Here is a 17,291-nt window from a genome sequence, read left to right as displayed (position 1 = left end):
CCCCACTGCCGCCGGCGCAGCCGTCAGCGACGACCGTTCTTCGGATCGACCAGACCGGCCCGGCGCAGGGCATCGGCCATCGCACTGTTCGCAGGCGCCGGCGCCTGACGCGACCCGCCGCCCTGGCCGCCGCGACCACCGCCCTGCCCGCCGCGGCCACCGCCACCGCCCTGCCGCTGCTGCGGCGGCCGCCCGCCCCGCTGCCGGCGCTCGCCGGGGCCGCCGGCCTGGCCGCCCTGCGGGGCCGCCTCGTCGTCCAGCCGCAGCGTCAGCGAGATCCGCTTGCGCGGGATGTCGACGTCGAGGACCTTCACCTTGACGATGTCCCCGGGCTTCACCACGTCCCGCGGGTCCTTGACGAACGTCTTCGACATCGCGGAGACGTGCACCAGCCCGTCCTGGTGGACGCCGACGTCGACGAACGCCCCGAAGGCGGCCACGTTCGTCACCACGCCCTCCAGGATCATCCCGGCCGACAGGTCGGAGATCTTCTCGACGCCCTCCTTGAACGCGGCCGTCTTGAACGCCGGACGCGGGTCGCGGCCCGGCTTCTCCAGCTCCTTGAGGATGTCGGTGACGGTCGGCAGACCGAACGTCTCGTCCACGAACTCCTGCGGCTTCAGCGACCGCAGCACCGCCGTGTTGCCGATGAGGCCGGCGACCTCCTGCCCGGCCGTCTTCACCATGCGCCGGACCACCGGGTACGCCTCCGGGTGCACACTCGACGCGTCCAGCGGGTCGTCGCCGCCGCGGATCCGCAGGAAGCCCGCGCACTGCTCGTACGCCTTCGGGCCGAGCCGCGCCACCTTCTTCAGCTCACCGCGGGACTTGAAGGGCCCGTTCTGGTCGCGGTGCGCCACGATGTTCTCCGCGAGGCCGGACGTGATGCCGGAGACCCGGGCGAGCAGCGGCGCCGACGCCGTGTTGACGTCCACGCCCACGCCGTTCACACAGTCCTCCACCACCGCGTCCAGGGAGCGCGACAGCTTCACCTCGGACAGGTCGTGCTGGTACTGGCCGACGCCGATCGACTTCGGGTCGATCTTCACCAGCTCGGCCAGCGGGTCCTGGAGCCGGCGGGCGATCGACACGGCGCCGCGCAGCGACACGTCCATGTCCGGGAGCTCCTGCGAGGCGAACGCGGACGCCGAGTACACCGAGGCGCCGGCCTCGGACACCATCACCTTCGTGAGGTTCAACTCCGGGTGCTTCGCGATGAGTTCCCCGGCGAGCTTGTCGGTCTCGCGGGAGGCCGTGCCGTTGCCGATGGCGATCAGCTCGACCGCGTGCTCCTTCGCGAGCCGGGCCAGCTTGGCGATGGCCTCGTCCCACCGGTTGGCCGGGACGTGCGGGTGGATGACGTCCGTGGCGACGACCTTGCCGGTCGCGTCCACCACGGCGACCTTCACGCCCGTCCGGAAGCCGGGGTCCAGGCCGAGCGTCGCGCGGGTGCCCGCCGGGGCCGCGAGCAGCAGGTCGCGCAGGTTCGCCGCGAAGACCCGCACCGCCTCGTCCTCGGCGGCCGTGCGCAGCCGCAGCCTGAGGTCGATGCCCAGGTGGACGAGGATGCGCGTGCGCCACGCCCAGCGGACCGTGTCCGTGAGCCACTTGTCGGCGGGGCGGCCCCGGTCGGCGATCCCGAACCGGTTCGCGACGATCCCCTCGTACGACGACGGCCCGTCTGTCGGCTCCTCGGGCTCCAGGACGAGGTCGAGGACCTCCTCCTTCTCGCCGCGGAGCATGGCCAGGACGCGGTGCGAGGGCAGCTCCGTGAACGGCTCGGCGAAGTCGAAGTAGTCGGCGAACTTGGCGCCCGCCTCCTCCTTGCCCTCCCGCACCTTGGCGGCCAGCCGCCCGCGCACCCACATGCGCTCGCGCAGCTCACCGATCAGGTCGGCGTCCTCCGAGAACCGCTCGGTGAGGATCGCCCGGGCGCCGTCCAGGGCGGCCTGCGGATCGGCCACGCCCTTGTCCGCGTCGACGAACGCGGCGGCCGCGGCGAGGGGCTCGACACCCGGATCGCCGAGCAGCCCCTCCGCCAGCGGCTCCAGACCCGCCTCACGCGCGATCTGCGCCTTGGTGCGCCGCTTGGGCTTGTACGGGAGGTAGATGTCCTCCAGGCGCGCCTTGGTCTCGGCGCCCCGGATGCGTGCCTCCAACTCGTCGGTGAGCTTGCCCTGCTCGCGCACCGACTCCAGGATCGCCGCCCGCCGCTCCTCCAGCTCCCGCAGGTAGCGCAGCCGCTCCTCGATCGTGCGCAGCTGCGCGTCGTCGAGCATCTCGGTCGCTTCCTTGCGGTAGCGGGCGATGAAGGGCACCGTAGAACCGCCGTCGAGCAGTTCCACGGCAGCCCTGACCTGCCGCTCCCGTACGCCGAGCTCCTCGGCGATCCTGCCTTCGATGGTCCCTGCGTTGATGGACCCGTTGGACCCGGGTGTCGTCACGATCCCGTACCGCCTTCTCCACTGAGGTTGCGCGGCAATTGTGGCAGGTGACACCGACACTCGGGGATCAGGGCGGCACGCGGCAGGTCGGCGGCCGGGTCACACCCTGCGGCTGCGGGTGGAGGACGAGGCCCCGCCGAAGAGCCGGGCCAGGGCCCGGAAAGGCAGCGTCACGACGGTGGCGATGGCGCCGCCGATCTGGCGCAGCACGTCTGCGATAGCACGGAACACGTACTTCCCCTTTCTCCTCTCCCGACCGCACCGGCCGGGAGAGACCGGGTACCTCGCAGACGCCTCACCATGCGTCACGGCCGAACACATGTGCCCGGGACGGTCGCGAGTGCAGGCGGAGCAGCCTTGACGGGGCCCTGTCGCAGCGCCCCGGGAACCCCGTCAGCCCTTGCCGATCAGGTCCGCCGGGAACGCCCCCGCCATGAGCGCCGCCCGCGCGAAGGCGCCGCCGAGTTCGGTCAGCCGGGCCACGCCCTGCGGTCCCAGGTGCTCGTACGGGGCCCGGTCGAGGCGGTCCGTCTCGTTCTCGATCTCCTGACGCAGGGCGGCACCGCGCTCGGTGAGCTCGCCGGCCCCGTCCAGCAGCCCGCGCTCGCGCAGCCGGTCCCGCGCCGCATCCCACTCCTCCTGGGTCCAGCCCCGGGTGCCGAACACCCACTTGGGTGTCATGCCCTTGCCCGTGGCCGTGTGGGTCACCAGCGCTTCGAGCCCGTCCAGCCCCGCGGACATCAGGGCGGCCAGGTGCCCGTCGCCCCGGTGCTCGCGCAGCAGGGTCGCCGCGTGCCAGTACGCGAGGTGCGGCTCCTCGGGGACGGGCAGATCGGCGTGGGCGGCGTACAGCGGCCGGGCCTCGCGGGAACAGGCCTCGGCGGCGCGCAGCGCGAGCCGCGCGGCCTCGGCCATCTCCGCCGACGCCACGGCCTCCTCGCCCAGCAGCCGGCGCAGGGTCGCGTCGACCGCACGCGCGCGTGCCGCCAGCACCCGGCCGGGCGCGGCGCTCTCCCAGACCGCCGGCACGTGCCGGGCGACGAGTTCGTACTTGTAGTTGTAGAAGGCCGCCGCGACCGCCCCGGCTCCGACCGGTCCGAGGGCGGCGGCGCGCACGGCGAAGTTCACGGCCCGGGGGTCGGTGACCCCCACGGCACCCAGCTCGCGTCCCAGGTCGGGCGAGAAGTAGTGCGTGGAGTGCAGGGAGTTGAGCACGTTGTGGCAGCGTCGGCCGGCGCGCGGCTCGAGGGCGGCAGTCGTCATGGCGGGCAGGTTACCAACCGCTTGGTATGCCCTCTACGGTCGTGCGGGCCATGGCAGGAAAGGTGGGGAACTCGTCATTGCGGTCGTCGTCCGGACCCGCGAAGAATCGACGGCATGGCCCAGCACACCGTGCTCGCCGTGCTCTTCGACGGCGTGCAGAGTCTCGACGTCACCGGGCCCGTGGAGGTCTTCGCGGGCGCGGAACTGCACTCCCCGGGGACGTACCGGATCCGCACGGCCGCCCTGGACGGCAGGCCCGTGCGGACCACCAGCGGCCTGACCCTCGTCCCCGACGAGTCCCTCGCCACGGCGCGCGACCCGGACATCCTGCTGGTCCCCGGCGGGACGGGCAGCCTGCGGCCGGACCCGCGCCTGGTCGACTGGGTGCGCGAGCACGGGCCGCGCGCCGCGCGCCTGGTCTCCGTGTGCACCGGCGCGGCCGTGCTCGCCGCGGCGGGCCTCCTGGACGGCCGCCGCGCCACGACCCACTGGGCGTACTGCGACCGGCTCGCCCGGGACCACCCGGCCGTCGAGATCGACCCCGACCCCGTCTACGTACGCGACGGGCACATCGCCACCTCCGCCGGTGTCACCGCCGGCATCGACCTCGCCCTCGCCCTGGTCGAGGAGGACCTGGGCCGGGACGCCGCCCTCACCATCGCCCGGCACCTGGTGGTGTTCCTGCGCCGGCCCGGGAACCAGGCGCAGTTCAGCGCCCAGCTCGCGGCCCAGACCGCCCACCGCGAGCCCCTCCGGGACGTCCAGCGCTTCATCGGCGAGCACCCGGACGCCGACCTCTCCGTCACCGCCCTCGCCGCCCGCGCCCGCCTCTCACCCCGCCACTTCGCCCGCGCCTTCCGCGCCGAGACCGGCATGACGCCGGGCCGCTACGTGGACCGCGTCCGCCTCGAACACGCCCGCCGCCTGCTGGAGGACACCTCCGACGGCATCGAGGAGATCTCCCGCACCAGCGGCTACGGCACGCCCGAGGCCATGCGCCGCGCCTTCGTCAAGGCCCTCGGCACGCCACCGGCGGAGTACCGCCGCCGCTTCCGCCCCGCGACGACGCCCTGAGCTCCAGTAAGACGCCCTGGGCCCGGGCAAGACGCCCCGAGCCCCCGCAAGACGCCCCGAGCCCCAGCAGACAGACGGAAGGACCCCATGCAGATCGCCATCGTCCTCTACGACCGCTTCACCGCCCTCGACGCCGTCGGCCCGTACGAGACCCTCGGCCGGATCCCGGACGCGGAGACCGTCTTCGTCGCCGAGCGGCCCGGCCCGGTGCGGAACGACTCGGGCAACCTCGCGCTCACCGCCGACCGGGCCCTGGCGGACGTACCGAACCCCGACATCATCGTCGTCCCCGGCGGCCCCGGCCCGCTCCCGCTGGCGCCGGACGGACCCCTGCTCACCTGGCTGCGCGCCGCCGACGCCACCAGCACCTGGACGACGTCCGTGTGCACCGGCTCCCTGCTGCTCGCCGCCGCCGGACTGCTGCGGGGCCGCCGCGCGACCTCCCACTGGCTGGCCCTGGAGGAGCTGGAGCGCCACGGCGCCGAGCCGACGGGGGAGCGGGTCGTCACCGACGGCAAGTACGTCACCGCGGCCGGCGTCTCCTCCGGCATCGACATGGGACTGACCCTGCTCGGCCGCATCGCGGGCGACGACCACGCGCGGATCGTCCAGCTCGCCACCGAGTACGACCCGCAGCCGCCCTACGACGCCGGATCACCCGAGAAGGCCCCCGCGCACGTCGTCGAACTGCTCCGGTCGCACGCCGGTCTCATCCTGACGTAGGCACGCTCCAGCCGAACCGCGGCTGCCTGCGCTCCAGGAACGCGGCGACGCCCTCCGCGGTGTCGCCGCTCGCGCGCGCCTGCCCGGCCCAGTGCGCGTCCCGGTCGGTGCGCCCGTCCGCGAACTCCTTGGCCGCCGCCTGCGTCAGCTGCGAACGGGACACCAGGGTCCGGGTGAACTCGGCGACCCGTTTGCCGAGTTGACCCTCGGGCAGCACCTCGTCGACGAGGCCGGTGCGCAGTGCCCGCTCCGCGTCGACCAGCTCGCCGGAGAACAGCAGGTACTTGGCGGTGGCGGGCCCCACCAGGGACACCAGGCGACGGGTCGAGGACGCCGGGTAGACGATGCCGAGCTTCGCGGGCGTCACCCCGAACAGCGCGCCTTCCTCGGCGAACCGCAGATCACAGGCCGCCGCGAGCTGCGCCCCGCCGCCCACGCAGTGACCGCGGATCGCCGCCAGGGTCGGCTTCGGGAACGCGGCGAGCGCCTCCTCGGCCCGCACGGCCAGCCCCTGCGCCTCCTCCGGCGAGCCCCGCAGCGTCGAGATGTCGGCCCCCGCGCAGAACGTCCCGCCCGCACCGGTCAGCACCAGCGCCCGCACGGCCGGATCGCCCGCCGACTCCGCCAGCAGCGGCGGCAGGGCGCGCCACATGGCGGCCGTCATGGCGTTGCGCTTCTCGGGATGACGGATGGCGACCGTCGCGACCGAGTCGGTGACGCTGTACTGCATCTGCGGATCCATGCGCCGGATGCTATCCGGATGCCAAACCCGTACAACCCGAATAGTTCGCCGAGACGGCACAACAGGGACAGGAGCAGTCCCACAACTGACCGTGTCATACGCCAACGGTCAGAAATGCTCGATAGTTGCTGACTTCTGTTCAGGCCTGGGGTGTGGAGCGCATCGTTACCAACACTCGAGGTGTGGCGACAATCGAGCGCGAGGGTGGCGACCGGACGATGAACGACGACGGGCGGGGGTTCGGCCCACGCCCAGAGGGCGGCGCGGCGCCCCTCGGCCCCGGGCCGGCGGATCCGCTGCCGTACGAAGGGATCTGGCGCTTCACCGCACCCGCGGTCGACGCCTCGGTCCCGCAGGCGCGGCACGCCGTACGGGACCTGCTGCTGCGTCAGGGGGTGCCCGTCTCGGACGACGTGGCCCAGGGGCTGCTGCTGATCGTCTCGGAACTGGTGACGAACGCCGTGAAGCACGCGGCCGTCCTGTCGCCGACGATCGCCGTCGAGGTGGCCGTCGGCGCCGAGTGGGTCCGCGTGGCCGTGGAGGACAACCACCCGTACCGGCCGACGGCCCTGGAGACCGACCACGGCCGGACCGGTGGCCGCGGACTGCTCCTCGTCCGCGAGATCACCCGTGAGGCCGGCGGCGCGTGTGAGGTCGAGTACACCGCGAGCGGCGGCAAGGTGATCTGGGCCGCCCTGCCGCTCAAACCCGCGCGCTACTCCTGATCAGGGCCTCTTCTCCGGGCCCCGTCACCAGCCGGCCGACGGGCCCGTCAGCTCCCTGATCGCCGGCCGGGCCGCGTCCAGGACGGTCATGAACCAGGACGAGAAGGTGTCCTTGGCGTGCCGCTCCGCCAGCTCCGGCGGGGTCACGAACGCCGTCGACGCCACCTCCTCCGGGTCGGGTCGCAGCACGGCCTGCAGCATGCCGACGAAGAGGTGGTTGTACTCCTGCTCCACCAGACCCGACTCCGGGTCCGGGTGGTTGTAGCGGACCGTGCCCGCCTCCGCCAGCAGGGACGGGGAGGCGCCGAGCTCCTCGAACGTCCGCCGCGCCGCCGCCGCGAAGGGCGCCTCCCCCGGGTAGGGGTGGCCGCAGCAGGTGTTGGACCACACACCGGGGGAGTGGTACTTGCCCAGCGCGCGCTGCTGGAGCAGCAGCCGGCCGTACTCGTCGAAGAGGAACACCGAGAAAGCGCGGTGCAGCTGTCCGGGCGGCTGGTGGGCGGCGAGCTTCTCCGCGGTGCCGATCGTCACGCCGTCCTCGTCGACCAGTTCCAGCAAAATCGCGTCTGCGGTGCCGTTCGACGGGCTGTGCGTCGCGGTGGCAGGTGTGATCGGCATACCCATCCTTCACATCGGTCTTCGCGCCCCAAGTCTGCCGTACGAATCCGGCACTCCCGGCACTTCGCGACGCGCCCGCATGTCCCGCGCGGCGGCGCGGAACGTGGACGGCGCCGCTCGGACGCCGGAAGAGGGACCCAGTAGGTGATCGTGCCCGGAGCGATGGGCCGAAAATCGTTCCCGGCGGTGCCGGGGGAGGCAGGACGCGGGCGCGCGCCGGAGGCCCGCGTCACCCGGCGCACTCAGATCCAGACGCGCCCCGCCAGCCCCAGACGCCTCACAAGACGGCGTGTCAGTGGCAGAGGTGCGCCTCGTGCTCGGCGTGCCCGCCGGGCTCCAGCTGGAAGGTGCAGTGCTCCACGTCGAAGTGGTCACCGAGGCAGCCCTGCAACTCGTGGAGCATCTTCTCGTGGCCTATCGCGCTCAGCACCTCCGAGCTGACGACCACGTGCGCCGACAGCACCGGCATGCCGGAGGTGATCGTCCAGGCGTGCAGGTCGTGGACGTCCTCCACACCCTCCGTCGCCAGGATGTGGGCCCGTACCTCCGCCATGTCGACGCCCTTGGGCGCCGCCTCCAGCAGCACGTCGAGGGTCTCGCGCAGCAGCTTCCACGTCCGGGGCGCGATCATCAGGGCGATGACGAGCGACGCGATCGGGTCCGCGGCCTGCCAGCCCGTGAGCATGATCACCAAGGCCGAGACGATCACCGTGACCGAGCCGAGGGCGTCGGCCGCCACCTCCAGGAACGCGCCGCGCACGTTCAGGCTCTCCTTCTGGCCGCGCATCAGCAGCGACAGCGACACCAGGTTCGCCACCAGACCGATCACACCGAACACCACGGTCAGCCCGCCCTCGGTGTGGGCCGGCGTGATGAAGCGCTGGACCGACTCGTACACGACGTACCCGCCGGCCCCGACCAGCAGCAGGCAGTTGGCCAGGGCGGCGAGGATCTCGGCGCGGGCGTAGCCGAAGGTGGCCCGGTCGCTGGGCGGGCGGTTCGCGAAGTGGATCGCCAGCAGCGCCATGCCCAGGCCCAGGGCGTCGGTCGCCATGTGCGCCGAGTCCGCGACGAGCGCGAGGGAGTCGGCGAGGAAGCCGCCGACGATCTGGACGACCACGATGCCGAGCGTGATCCCCAGCGCCACCCTCAGCCGGCCGCGGTACGCCGAGGTCGCCGTACCGCCGGCCGCCGCGCCGTGCGCGTGCCCGTGATCATGCCCAGCCCCCATGAAAAGTCATCCTCCGGTGTCCGCCTGATCGTGCTCGGGCACCCCAGTGAACTACGGGGAGGGGGTATGTGCAACGCGGCACTGAACACCGTTGTCATGTGCCCTGACCTGCGGAAACGAAGTGCAGGTCAGGGCACCCTCACTGGCTCAGGAGCCGTGGTGCAGCAGCCAGCCCCGCCACGCCGACTCGGCCATCTCCCGCACCTCGCGCCGGGCGGTCCAGCCGAGTTCCTCCGCCGCCCGCGCGGCGGACGCGACCGCCCGGGGCGCGTCCCCGGGGCGGCGCCCCTCGACGACCGGAGGGCGCCGGTCGCCGGTGACCTCGCCGATGACCGTGATCAGCTCGCGCACCGAGACGCCCTCGCCGCGCCCGATGTTGACCGTCAGATCGCCCGTGAGACCACCCCCGGCGAGCCGCCGGGCCGCCGCCAGGTGCGCCTCGGCCAGGTCGGCGACGTGGATGTAGTCGCGGATGCAGGTGCCGTCCGGGGTCGGGTAGTCGTCTCCGAAGATCCTCGGCGCCTCGTCGCGGGTCAGCCGGTCGAAGACCATCGGGACGATGTTGAACACGCCCGTGTCCGCCAGCTCCGGCGCCGCCGCGCCCGCCACGTTGAAATACCGCAGGCAGACCGTGGAGATCCCGTGCGCCCGGCCCGCCGCCCGCACCAGCCACTCCCCGGCGAGCTTGGTCTCGCCGTACGGGTTCACCGGCGCGCAGGGCGCCTCCTCCGTGATCAGGTCCACACCCGGGTCGCCGTACACGGCCGCCGACGAGGAGAACACGAAGCGCTCGATCCCCGCCTCGGCGACCGCGTCCAGCAGGGTCGCCAGACCGCCGACGTTCTCCCGGTAGTACCGGGTCGGCCGCGCCACCGACTCGGCGACCTGCTTGCGCGCCGCGAGATGCACCACACCCGTCACACCGTGCTCGGCGAGCACCCGCTTCAGCAGGTCCCCGTCGAGCGACGAGCCCTCGATCAGCGGGATGCCGGACGGAAGCCGCGCCGGCACTCCGGCCGAGAGGTCGTCCAGGGCGACGACGGACTCGCCGGCCTCCGTCATGGCCCTGGCCACGTGGGCCCCGATGTAGCCGGCCCCGCCGGTGATCAGCCAAGTCATGGTCGTCCACCCTATGCGGCCGCGGTCACGGCCCCCGCGATGTCCCCGATGTCCGGTCTGTGCTACGCGGTTTGTGGGGCGGGCCCCGGATCCACGATGATGATCGCGGCAGGGGCTTGTGCGAACCACGTCGATCCATCCGCCGAACAGGCGGTGAACGTGGCCTTCCCGGCATCCGATAGCCTCTGCCGACATGCCGCCCGGGAGCCACCGGCCGGGCGCCCCCACCATGCACCTCACTGGCGCGGACGCGTCGGTACCCAGGGAGTGAATTCGGTTGTCGACCGCCATCCTCACCGGTCAGCCGGTCCCCGGATCGTCGATCGAGGGCGACCTGCGGTCCCTCGGGTTCGACGTGCGGACCGCGGCCGACGCCGCCGAGGCCGAGACGCTGCTCGCCGAGGTGCCGTTCGAGGAGCGGGTCGCCCTGGTCGACGCCCGGTTCGTGGGCCATGTGCACGCGCTGCGCCTGGGCCTCACCGACCCCCGCTTCCCGCTCGCCGCGATCCCCGGCGCCGTCACCGCCCAGCCGGCCGGCCGCCAGGCCCTGATCCGGGCGATGGCCCGCGAGAACTCCGCCGGCGGCGGCACCACTCTGGTCGACAGCCTCGCCGACCGCATCCTCACCGCCCTGGACGCCGACGGCACCGACGTGCACCGCCCCGAGCTGGGCAGCCTCGTCGCGGCCGTCCCCGCCGACCCGCAGGCCCGCAACGAGGCACGGCAGGCCGTGGCCGACGTGGACGACGAGGCCGTCCGTCTCAAATCGGCCGTGAAGTCCCGCGACGGCTTCTTCACCACGTACTGCATCAGCCCGTACTCCCGCTACATCGCCCGCTGGTGCGCCCGCCGCGGCCTGACCCCGAACCAGGTCACCACCGCCTCCCTGCTCACCGCCCTCATAGCGGCGGCCTGCGCGGCCACCGGCACCCGCGGCGGCTTCGTCGCGGCCGGCGTCCTGCTGATCGCGTCCTTCGTCCTCGACTGCACGGACGGGCAGCTCGCCCGCTACTCCCTGCAGTACTCCACGCTCGGCGCCTGGCTCGACGCCACCTTCGACCGGGCCAAGGAGTACGCCTACTACGCCGGCCTCGCCCTCGGCGCGGCCCGCGGCGGCGACGACGTCTGGGCCCTCGCCCTCGGCGCCATGGTCCTGCAGACCTGCCGGCACGTCGTGGACTTCTCCTTCAACGAGGCCAACCACGACGCCACCGCCAACACCAGCCCCACCGCCGCCCTCTCCGACAAGCTCGACAGCGTCGGCTGGACGGTCTGGGTGCGGCGCATGATCGTCCTGCCCATCGGCGAGCGCTGGGCGATGATCGCGGTCCTCACCGCCGTCACGACCCCCCGCATCACCTTCTACGCGCTGCTCATCGGCTGCGCCTTCGCCGCGACGTACACGACGGCGGGCCGGGTGCTGCGGTCGCTGACGCGGAAGGCACAGCGGACCGACCGGGCGGCGCGGGCACTGGCCGACCTCACCGACTCCGGCCCGCTCGCGGAGCTGGTCTCCAAGCTGCGCAGCCCCCGGGGCAAGGTCCTCCCGTACACGCCGGTCCTCGTCGCCGCGCTCGGTGCCGCACTCCTGCTGGTGAACACGGTCCGCCAGGGAGCCGGGGGAGCGGCCCTCACCGCACCGTTCTACGTGGTGCTCGCGGGTTGCGCGCTCATGCAGCCCCTCAAGGGCCCCCTCGACTGGCTCGTCCCCCCGCTCTTCCGCGCCGCCGAGTACTGCACGATCCTGCTCTTGGCGGCCAAGGCGGACGTGAACGGAGCCCTTCCCGCGGCTTTCGGGCTGGTGGCCGCGGTCGCCTACCATCACTACGACACGGTGTACCGCATTCGCGGCAACGCCGGAGCGCCCCCCGCCTGGCTGGTGCGTTCCATCGGGGGGCACGAGGGACGGACGCTGCTCGTCACCGTCCTCGCCGCGCTGCTCACCGCCTCGCAGTTCACGGTCGCGCTCACGGTCCTCGCCGTGGCCGTGGCCCTGGTGGTGCTCGTCGAGAGCATCCGCTTCTGGGTGTCCGCAGGGGCGCCCGCCGTACACGATGAAGGAGAACCCGCATGATCGGCCTCGTGCTGGCGGCCGGCGCCGGACGGCGTCTGCGCCCCTACACCGACAGCCTTCCCAAGGCGCTGGTGCCGGTGGGGCCCGCGGGCATAGAGGGCGAACCAACGGTTCTCGACCTGACCCTGGCGAACTTCGCCGAGGTCGGCCTGACGGAGGCCGCGATCATCGTCGGCTACCGCAAGGAGGCCGTGTACGCGCGCAAGGAGGCGCTGGAGCAGAAGTACGGCCTCAAGCTCACCCTCATCGACAACGACAAGGCCGAGGAGTGGAACAACGCCTACTCCCTGTGGTGCGGGCGTGACGCCCTCAAGGACGGTGTGATCCTCGCCAACGGCGACACCGTCCACCCGGTCTCCGTCGAGAAGACGCTGCTCGCCGCCCGCGGCGAGGGCAGGAAGATCATCCTCGCCCTGGACACGGTCAAGGACCTGGCCGACGAGGAGATGAAGGTCGTCGTCGACCCCGCCAAGGGCATGACGAAGATCACCAAGCTGATGGACCCCGCCGAGGCCACCGGCGAGTACATCGGCGTCACCCTGATCGAGGGCGACGCCGCCCCCGAGCTGGCCGACGCGCTGAAGACCGTGTGGGAGACCGACCCGCAGCAGTTCTACGAGCACGGCTACCAGGAACTGGTGAACCGCGGCTTCCGGATCGACGTGGCGCCGATCGGCGACGTCAAGTGGGTGGAGATCGACAATCACGACGATCTCGCCCGCGGACGGGAGATCGCATGCCAGTACTGACCCGGCTCATCCCCTCGCCGCTCGTCGTGGACATCCGCCCGGGTGCTCTCGACGACCTGGCGTGCGTCCTCGCCGACGAGCGCATCTCGCACTCCGGCCGCCTCGCCGTCGCCGTCAGCGGCGGCTCCGGCGCGAAGCTGCGCGAGCGCATCTCGCCGAGCATGCCCGGCGCCACCTGGTACGAGGTCGGCGGCGGCACCCTCGACGACGCGGTCCGGCTGGCCAGTGACATAAAGGCCGGCCACTACGACGCGGTCGTCGGCCTCGGCGGCGGCAAGATCATCGACTGCGCCAAGTTCGCCGCGGCACGCGTCGGCCTCCCCCTGGTCGCCGTGCCCACGAACCTCGCGCACGACGGCCTCTGCTCGCCGGTCGCCACCCTCGACAACGACGCCGGCCGCGGCTCCTACGGCGTGCCCAACCCGATCGCGGTCGTCATCGACCTGGACGTCATCCGTGAGGCCCCGGTCCGCTTCGTCCGCGCCGGCATCGGCGACGCCGTCTCCAACATCTCGGCGATCGCCGACTGGGAGCTGGCGGGCCGCGTCAAGGGCGAGCGGATCGACGGCCTCGCCGCCGCCATGGCCCGCCAGGCCGGGGAGGCCGTCCTGCGGCACCCGGGCGGCATCGGGGACAACGACTTCCTCCAGGTGCTCGCCGAGGCGCTCGTCCTCAGCGGCATCGCCATGTCGGTGTCGGGCGACTCGCGGCCGTCCTCCGGGGCGTGCCACGAGATCAACCACGCCTTCGACCTGCTCTACCCGAAGCGGGCAGCCGCCCACGGCGAGCAGTGCGGCCTCGGCGCGGCCTTCGCGATGTGGCTGCGCGGAGCGCACGACGAGTCGGCGTACATGGCGGAGGTCCTGCGCCGCCACGGCCTGCCCGTGCTGCCGGACGAGATCGGCTTTACGACGGACGAGTTCGTCAAGGCCGTGGAGTTCGCCCCCGAGACCCGCCCCGGCCGCTACACCATCCTCGAACACCTCGACCTGAACACCGAACAGATCAAGGACACCTACACCGACTATGTCAAGGCCATCGGTAGCTGAACTACGCCCCGTCGTTCACCCCGCAGGGGTGAAGGACCGGCGCAGCGGTGAGCACTGGATGGGACGCCTCTACATGCGCGAGGTGTCCCTGCGGGTCGACCGCTACCTGGTCAACACCAGGGTCACGCCCAACCAGCTCACGTACCTGATGACCGTCTTCGGTGTGCTCGCGGCCCCGGCACTGCTCGTGCCGGGGATCCCGGGCGCCGTCCTCGGCGTCGTCTGCGTCCAGATGTACCTGCTGCTGGACTGCGTCGACGGCGAGATCGCGCGGTGGAAGAAGCAGTACTCCCTCAACGGCGTCTACCTGGACCGGGTCGGCGCCTACCTCACCGACGCCGCCGTGCTCACCGGCTTCGGCCTGCGCGCCGCCGACCTGTGGGGCACCGGCCGCATCGACTGGCTGTGGGCCTTCCTCGGCACCCTCGCCGCCCTCGGCGCCATCCTCATCAAGGCCGAGACCGACCTCGTCGGCGTCGCCCGCCACCAGGCCGGCAAGCCGCCGGTCAAGGAGGCCGCCGCCGAGATGCGCTCCTCCGGCATGGCGCTGGCCCGCAAGGCCGCCGCCGCCCTGAAGTTCCACCGCCTCATCCTCGGCATCGAGGCGTCCCTGCTGATCCTGGTCCTGGCCATCGTCGACCAGGTCCGCGGCGACCTGTTCTTCTCCCGGCTCGGCGTGGCCGTGCTGGCCGGCATCGCCCTGGTGCAGACGCTGCTGCACCTCGTCTCCATCCTCGCGTCGAGCAGGCTGAAGTGAGCGGCATGAAGGTCGGCGCCGTCATCATCACCATGGGCAACCGCCCCGACGAGCTGCGCGCCCTCCTCGACTCGGTCGCCAAGCAGGACGGTGACCCGGTCGAGGTGGTCGTCGTCGGCAACGGCTCGCCCGTCCCGGACGTCCCCGAGGGCGTCCGCACCATCGAACTCCCCGAGAACCTCGGCATCCCCGGCGGCCGCAACGTCGGCATCGAGGCCTTCGGCCCGTCCGGCCGGGACGTCGACGTCCTGCTCTTCCTCGACGACGACGGGCTCCTCGCGAGCCACGACACCGCCGAGCTGTGCCGCAAGGCGTTCGAGGCCGACCCGAAGCTCGGCATCATCAGCTTCCGCATAGCCGACCCGGACACCGGCGTCACCCAGCGCCGCCACGTCCCCCGGCTGCGCGCCGCCGACCCGATGCGCTCCTCCCGGGTCACCACCTTCCTGGGCGGCGCCAACGCCGTCCGCACCCGCGTCTTCGCCGACGTCGGCGGACTCCCCGACGCGTTCTTCTACGCCCACGAGGAGACCGACCTCGCCTGGCGGGCCCTCGACGCCGGCTGGATGATCGACTACCGGTCCGACATGGTGCTCTACCACCCGACGACCGCCCCCTCGCGGCACGCGGTCTACCACCGCATGGTCGCCCGCAACCGCGTCTGGCTGGCCCGCCGCAACCTCCCCGCGGCCCTCGTCCCCGTCTATCTCGGCGTGTGGCTGCTGCTCACCCTCGTGCGCCGCCCCTCCCGCCGCGCCCTGCGTGCCTGGTTCGGCGGCTTCCGCGAGGGCTGGACCACCTCGTGCGGGCCCCGCCGGCCCATGAAGTGGCGTACGGTGTGGCGGCTGACCCGGCTGGGCCGGCCCCCGGTGATCTGACAAGCTCGTATCCGGAGTATCCGGGAGCACCCGGGCCGTACCCTGGCCCCCGGCTCATGCCAGGCCCGCACAGGCCGCGCATCTCGAAGACGAAAGTTTCCACTAGTGAGTGAGACAACGCACGACGCCCCGGTCGCGGTGAGCGCGCCCGCGGCGCCCGACGAGGGCCTCACGGCGGCGGAACTCGCCGCCAAGCACGGGCTGAGCGTCAGCGGCGCCCGGCCGTCCCTCATCGAGTACGTCCGTCAGCTCTGGGGACGGCGCCACTTCATCCTCGCCTTCTCCCAGGCGAAGCTGACCGCCCAGTACAGCCAGGCCAAGCTCGGCCAGCTGTGGCAGGTGGCGACGCCGCTGCTGAACGCGGCCGTGTACTTCTTCATCTTCGGCCTGCTCCTGGAGGCCGACCGGGGCATGTCCCGCGAGGTGTACATCCCGTTCCTGGTCACGGGCGTGTTCGTGTTCACCTTCACGCAGAGCTCGGTGATGGCGGGCGTGCGCGCGATCTCCGGCAACCTCGGCCTGGTCCGCGCCCTGCACTTCCCGCGCGCCTCCCTGCCGATCTCCTTCGCGCTCCAGCAGCTCCAGCAGCTGCTGTTCTCGATGATCGTGCTGTTCGCCGTCGCGGTCGGCTTCGGCCACTACCCGGACCTGTCGTGGGCACTGATCGTGCCGGTGCTCGTCCTGCAGTTCTGCTTCAACACCGGCCTCGCGCTGATCATGGCCCGGGCGGGCTCCAAGACCCCCGACCTCGCGCAGCTGATGCCGTTCGTGATGCGGACGTGGATGTACGCGTCCGGCGTGATGTTCTCCATCCCGATCTTCCTCCAGGACAAGCCGGCCTGGATCGCGAACGTGCTGCAGTGGAACCCGGCCGCGATCTACATGGACCTCATGCGCTTCGCCCTGATCGACGACTACGGCTCGCAGTACCTGCCCGACCACGTCTGGGCGGTCGCGGGCGGCTGGGCCGTGCTGTTCGCCCTGGGCGGCTTCGTGTACTTCTGGAAGGCGGAGGAGAGGTACGGCCGTGGCTGAGCAGAACGCCGAGCGGACGGACGACGCGCGGATCCCCACCGTCATCGCGGACGACCTGCACATCGTCTACCGCGTCAACGGCGCCAAGACCGGCAAGGGCAGCGCCACCGCCGCCCTGAGCCGCATCGTGAAGCGCGGCGAGGAGCGGGGCGTGCGCAAGGTGCACGCCGTGCGGGGCGTCTCCTTCGTCGCCTACCGCGGCGAGGCCATCGGCCTCATCGGCTCCAACGGCTCCGGCAAGTCGACCCTGCTGCGCGCCATCGCCGGCCTGCTGCCGGCCGAGCGGGGCAAGGTCTACACCGACGGCCAGCCCTCGCTGCTCGGCGTCAACGCGGCCCTGATGAACGACCTCACCGGCGAGCGCAACGTCATATTGGGCGGGCTGGCCATGGGCATGTCCCGCGAGGAGATCAAGGAGCGCTACCAGGAGATCGTCGACTTCTCGGGCATCAACGAGAAGGGCGACTTCATCACCCTGCCCATGCGCACCTACTCCTCCGGCATGGCGGCCCGGCTCCGCTTCTCCATCGCCGCGGCCAAGGACCACGACGTCCTGATGATCGACGAGGCCCTCGCCACCGGCGACCGCAAGTTCCAGAAGCGCTCCGAGGACCGCATCCGGGAGCTGCGCAAGGAAGCCGGCACGGTGTTTCTGGTCAGTCACAACAACAAGTCCATCCGCGACACCTGCAACCGCGTCCTGTGGCTGGAGCGCGGCGAGCTGCGCATGGACGGCCCGACCGACGAGGTGCTCAAGGAGTACGAGAAGTTCACGGGCAAGTAGTCCGGCACGGCCGGGGCCCCGCCGGA

17 protein-coding genes are annotated in these 17,291 nt (G+C 72.1%); 10 read left to right on the top strand and 7 right to left on the bottom strand.

Features of this window, described 5'->3' with window-relative positions:
* Window positions 1-23 precede the first annotated feature (23 nt).
* The 3 genes from ACSUPV_RS05350 to ACSUPV_RS05340 all read right to left on the bottom strand — a co-directional run bounded on the left by ACSUPV_RS05350 (window position 24) and on the right by ACSUPV_RS05340 (window position 3,707).
* Window positions 24-2,444, bottom strand: a complete 2,421-nt coding sequence (locus tag ACSUPV_RS05350) for a Tex family protein (protein WP_436947025.1) — start codon at window positions 2,442-2,444, stop codon at window positions 24-26.
* Window positions 2,445-2,543: 99 nt separating this feature from the next.
* Entirely contained in the window at window positions 2,544-2,675 is a 132-nt protein-coding gene (locus tag ACSUPV_RS05345) for an LPFR motif small protein (protein ID WP_010042827.1), read from the bottom strand.
* 162 nt (window positions 2,676-2,837) lie between these two features.
* On the bottom strand, window positions 2,838-3,707 hold the full coding sequence (locus ACSUPV_RS05340; protein WP_436947024.1) for an SCO6745 family protein: 870 nt from the start codon (window positions 3,705-3,707) through the stop codon (window positions 2,838-2,840).
* 114 nt (window positions 3,708-3,821) lie between these two features.
* Here ACSUPV_RS05340 and ACSUPV_RS05335 point away from each other — a divergent pair, with 114 nt between their 5' ends.
* Window positions 3,822-4,781: a GlxA family transcriptional regulator gene (locus ACSUPV_RS05335; RefSeq protein ID WP_037770591.1), complete on the top strand. Its 960-nt coding sequence runs from the start codon at window positions 3,822-3,824 to the stop codon at window positions 4,779-4,781.
* An 87-nt stretch (window positions 4,782-4,868) separates the two neighbouring features.
* Complete coding sequence (locus tag ACSUPV_RS05330) at window positions 4,869-5,504, top strand: DJ-1/PfpI family protein (RefSeq protein WP_037770588.1); 636 nt, start codon at window positions 4,869-4,871, stop codon at window positions 5,502-5,504.
* Here ACSUPV_RS05330 and ACSUPV_RS05325 read toward each other — a convergent pair.
* Window positions 5,491-6,246, bottom strand: a complete 756-nt coding sequence (locus tag ACSUPV_RS05325) for an enoyl-CoA hydratase/isomerase family protein (protein ID WP_436947023.1) — start codon at window positions 6,244-6,246, stop codon at window positions 5,491-5,493. The genes ACSUPV_RS05330 and ACSUPV_RS05325 overlap by 14 nt on opposite strands.
* Window positions 6,247-6,464: 218 nt before the next feature.
* Between ACSUPV_RS05325 and ACSUPV_RS05320 the strand changes: the two genes are divergently transcribed.
* Window positions 6,465-6,971, top strand: coding sequence for an ATP-binding protein (locus tag ACSUPV_RS05320; protein ID WP_051649455.1), 507 nt, complete (start codon window positions 6,465-6,467; stop codon window positions 6,969-6,971).
* Between the two features lie 24 nt (window positions 6,972-6,995).
* On the opposite strand, the gene idi is transcribed toward ACSUPV_RS05320, so the two are convergent.
* The 3 genes from idi to galE all read right to left on the bottom strand — a co-directional run bounded on the left by idi (window position 6,996) and on the right by galE (window position 9,939).
* Window positions 6,996-7,589, bottom strand: coding sequence for an isopentenyl-diphosphate Delta-isomerase (idi, locus tag ACSUPV_RS05315; protein ID WP_031112713.1), 594 nt, complete (start codon window positions 7,587-7,589; stop codon window positions 6,996-6,998).
* A gap of 292 nt (window positions 7,590-7,881) precedes the next feature.
* Window positions 7,882-8,820 carry a cation diffusion facilitator family transporter gene (locus ACSUPV_RS05310; RefSeq protein ID WP_031112714.1) on the bottom strand — a complete coding sequence of 313 codons (939 nt, stop codon included), beginning with the start codon at window positions 8,818-8,820 and terminating at the stop codon, window positions 7,882-7,884.
* Between the two features lie 147 nt (window positions 8,821-8,967).
* Window positions 8,968-9,939, bottom strand: a complete 972-nt coding sequence (galE, locus tag ACSUPV_RS05305; RefSeq protein WP_436947022.1) for a UDP-glucose 4-epimerase GalE — start codon at window positions 9,937-9,939, stop codon at window positions 8,968-8,970.
* Window positions 9,940-10,216: 277 nt separating this feature from the next.
* Here galE and ACSUPV_RS05300 point away from each other — a divergent pair, with 277 nt between their 5' ends.
* The 7 genes from ACSUPV_RS05300 to ACSUPV_RS05270 all read left to right on the top strand — a co-directional run bounded on the left by ACSUPV_RS05300 (window position 10,217) and on the right by ACSUPV_RS05270 (window position 17,265).
* Window positions 10,217-12,013: a DUF5941 domain-containing protein gene (locus tag ACSUPV_RS05300; RefSeq protein ID WP_382610129.1), complete on the top strand. Its 1,797-nt coding sequence runs from the start codon at window positions 10,217-10,219 to the stop codon at window positions 12,011-12,013.
* Complete coding sequence (locus tag ACSUPV_RS05295) at window positions 12,010-12,762, top strand: sugar phosphate nucleotidyltransferase (RefSeq protein ID WP_436947021.1); 753 nt, start codon at window positions 12,010-12,012, stop codon at window positions 12,760-12,762. Before ACSUPV_RS05300 ends, ACSUPV_RS05295 begins: the two co-directional genes overlap by 4 nt.
* Complete coding sequence (locus tag ACSUPV_RS05290) at window positions 12,750-13,811, top strand: iron-containing alcohol dehydrogenase family protein (protein ID WP_037770571.1); 1,062 nt, start codon at window positions 12,750-12,752, stop codon at window positions 13,809-13,811. Before ACSUPV_RS05295 ends, ACSUPV_RS05290 begins: the two co-directional genes overlap by 13 nt.
* On the top strand, window positions 13,789-14,568 hold the full coding sequence (locus ACSUPV_RS05285) for a CDP-alcohol phosphatidyltransferase family protein (protein WP_359786427.1): 780 nt from the start codon (window positions 13,789-13,791) through the stop codon (window positions 14,566-14,568). The genes ACSUPV_RS05290 and ACSUPV_RS05285 overlap by 23 nt, the downstream gene beginning before the upstream one ends.
* 5 nt (window positions 14,569-14,573) lie before the next feature.
* Window positions 14,574-15,446 carry a glycosyltransferase family 2 protein gene (locus tag ACSUPV_RS05280; protein ID WP_037770567.1) on the top strand — a complete coding sequence of 291 codons (873 nt, stop codon included), beginning with the start codon at window positions 14,574-14,576 and terminating at the stop codon, window positions 15,444-15,446.
* Window positions 15,447-15,551: 105 nt separating this feature from the next.
* Complete coding sequence (locus tag ACSUPV_RS05275) at window positions 15,552-16,481, top strand: ABC transporter permease (protein ID WP_037770565.1); 930 nt, start codon at window positions 15,552-15,554, stop codon at window positions 16,479-16,481.
* On the top strand, window positions 16,474-17,265 hold the full coding sequence (locus tag ACSUPV_RS05270) for an ABC transporter ATP-binding protein (RefSeq protein ID WP_436947020.1): 792 nt from the start codon (window positions 16,474-16,476) through the stop codon (window positions 17,263-17,265). The genes ACSUPV_RS05275 and ACSUPV_RS05270 overlap by 8 nt, the downstream gene beginning before the upstream one ends.
* Window positions 17,266-17,291: the final 26 nt, after the last annotated feature.

The organism is Streptomyces sp. SudanB52_2052 (assembly GCF_964272415.1).
Classification (GTDB): Bacteria; Actinomycetota; Actinomycetes; order Streptomycetales; family Streptomycetaceae; genus Streptomyces; species Streptomyces olindensis.
This window is presented reverse-complemented; position numbering and strand designations above follow the sequence as displayed.

What these genes read in the sequence shown, in the direction of transcription:
- ACSUPV_RS05320 (WP_051649455.1), top strand. Translation starts at nt 6,465, where the DNA reads ATGAACGACGACGGGCGGGGGTTCGGCCCACGCCCAGAGGGCGGCGCG.
- idi (WP_031112713.1), bottom strand. Translation starts at nt 7,589, where the DNA reads ATGCCGATCACACCTGCCACCGCGACGCACAGCCCGTCGAACGGCACC.
- ACSUPV_RS05295 (WP_436947021.1), top strand. Translation starts at nt 12,010, where the DNA reads ATGATCGGCCTCGTGCTGGCGGCCGGCGCCGGACGGCGTCTGCGCCCC.
- ACSUPV_RS05310 (WP_031112714.1), bottom strand. Translation starts at nt 8,820, where the DNA reads ATGGGGGCTGGGCATGATCACGGGCACGCGCACGGCGCGGCGGCCGGC.
- galE (WP_436947022.1), bottom strand. Translation starts at nt 9,939, where the DNA reads ATGACTTGGCTGATCACCGGCGGGGCCGGCTACATCGGGGCCCACGTG.
- ACSUPV_RS05290 (WP_037770571.1), top strand. Translation starts at nt 12,750, where the DNA reads ATGCCAGTACTGACCCGGCTCATCCCCTCGCCGCTCGTCGTGGACATC.
- ACSUPV_RS05335 (WP_037770591.1), top strand. Translation starts at nt 3,822, where the DNA reads ATGGCCCAGCACACCGTGCTCGCCGTGCTCTTCGACGGCGTGCAGAGT.
- ACSUPV_RS05330 (WP_037770588.1), top strand. Translation starts at nt 4,869, where the DNA reads ATGCAGATCGCCATCGTCCTCTACGACCGCTTCACCGCCCTCGACGCC.
- ACSUPV_RS05325 (WP_436947023.1), bottom strand. Translation starts at nt 6,246, where the DNA reads ATGGATCCGCAGATGCAGTACAGCGTCACCGACTCGGTCGCGACGGTC.
- ACSUPV_RS05285 (WP_359786427.1), top strand. Translation starts at nt 13,789, where the DNA reads ATGTCAAGGCCATCGGTAGCTGAACTACGCCCCGTCGTTCACCCCGCA.
- ACSUPV_RS05340 (WP_436947024.1), bottom strand. Translation starts at nt 3,707, where the DNA reads ATGACGACTGCCGCCCTCGAGCCGCGCGCCGGCCGACGCTGCCACAAC.
- ACSUPV_RS05280 (WP_037770567.1), top strand. Translation starts at nt 14,574, where the DNA reads ATGAAGGTCGGCGCCGTCATCATCACCATGGGCAACCGCCCCGACGAG.